The organism is Mycobacterium sp. E3251 (assembly GCF_001666835.1).
Classification (GTDB): domain Bacteria; phylum Actinomycetota; class Actinomycetes; order Mycobacteriales; family Mycobacteriaceae; genus Mycobacterium.
In genome coordinates this window covers 1-568 of the sequence record NZ_LZJF01000033.1, presented here as the reverse complement: position 1 = coordinate 568, position 568 = coordinate 1, and the positions used below count along the sequence as shown (strand labels likewise).

Annotated in this window: 1 pseudogene; it reads right to left on the bottom strand. The window is 64.6% G+C overall.

The features are described 5' to 3' along the window. Positions 1-568: pseudogene (locus tag A5697_RS04295) on the bottom strand (glycosyl transferase family 1); the annotation flags it as partial.

Here is a 568-nt window from a genome sequence, read left to right as displayed (position 1 = left end):
TTCACCACGCCCACGACCTTGACGTGGTCGAAATGCGGCACGTCGCTGAAATCAGTTCCGCCGAAACACAGGAGGGCCCGCTCGCCGAGGTTCGCGCACGCCGAGCTAATCATTTCGACTGTGGCGGAGGGGGATTCGAGCGGTATGCTTCCCGAACCGAAGCAAATCGGCGGTGTTCCCGCGGCGATCCACGACGCTACGTCCTCGTCGGCGTCCGTGGTCAGCTCCATCGTCAGTGCGCCGACGAATGGTCGCCGGTCGCCCCATTTTCTGGCCCATTCGTCCGCCAGTCCGGGAAAGCAAACCTCGTCGTACGCTTGGATTTCCAGCGACTTTCGCTGGGCGATCCGGCGCGGCGAGGGATGCGTTGCCTTGGGGAGCCCGAGTTCGCGGCGCTGCGTGTCCTCGACCTTCTTGTTCAGGCGCCAACTGAACCAGTCGAACGCCGTCATCGCCGAGCGGCTCAACGGCGCCGGCAGCATCGAAACGGTCTGGCCGTTCGGCCGCATGGGGACGTGATGCAGCGTGGCAAACGGGATGTCGTAGTACTCCGCGACGTTGGCGGCGG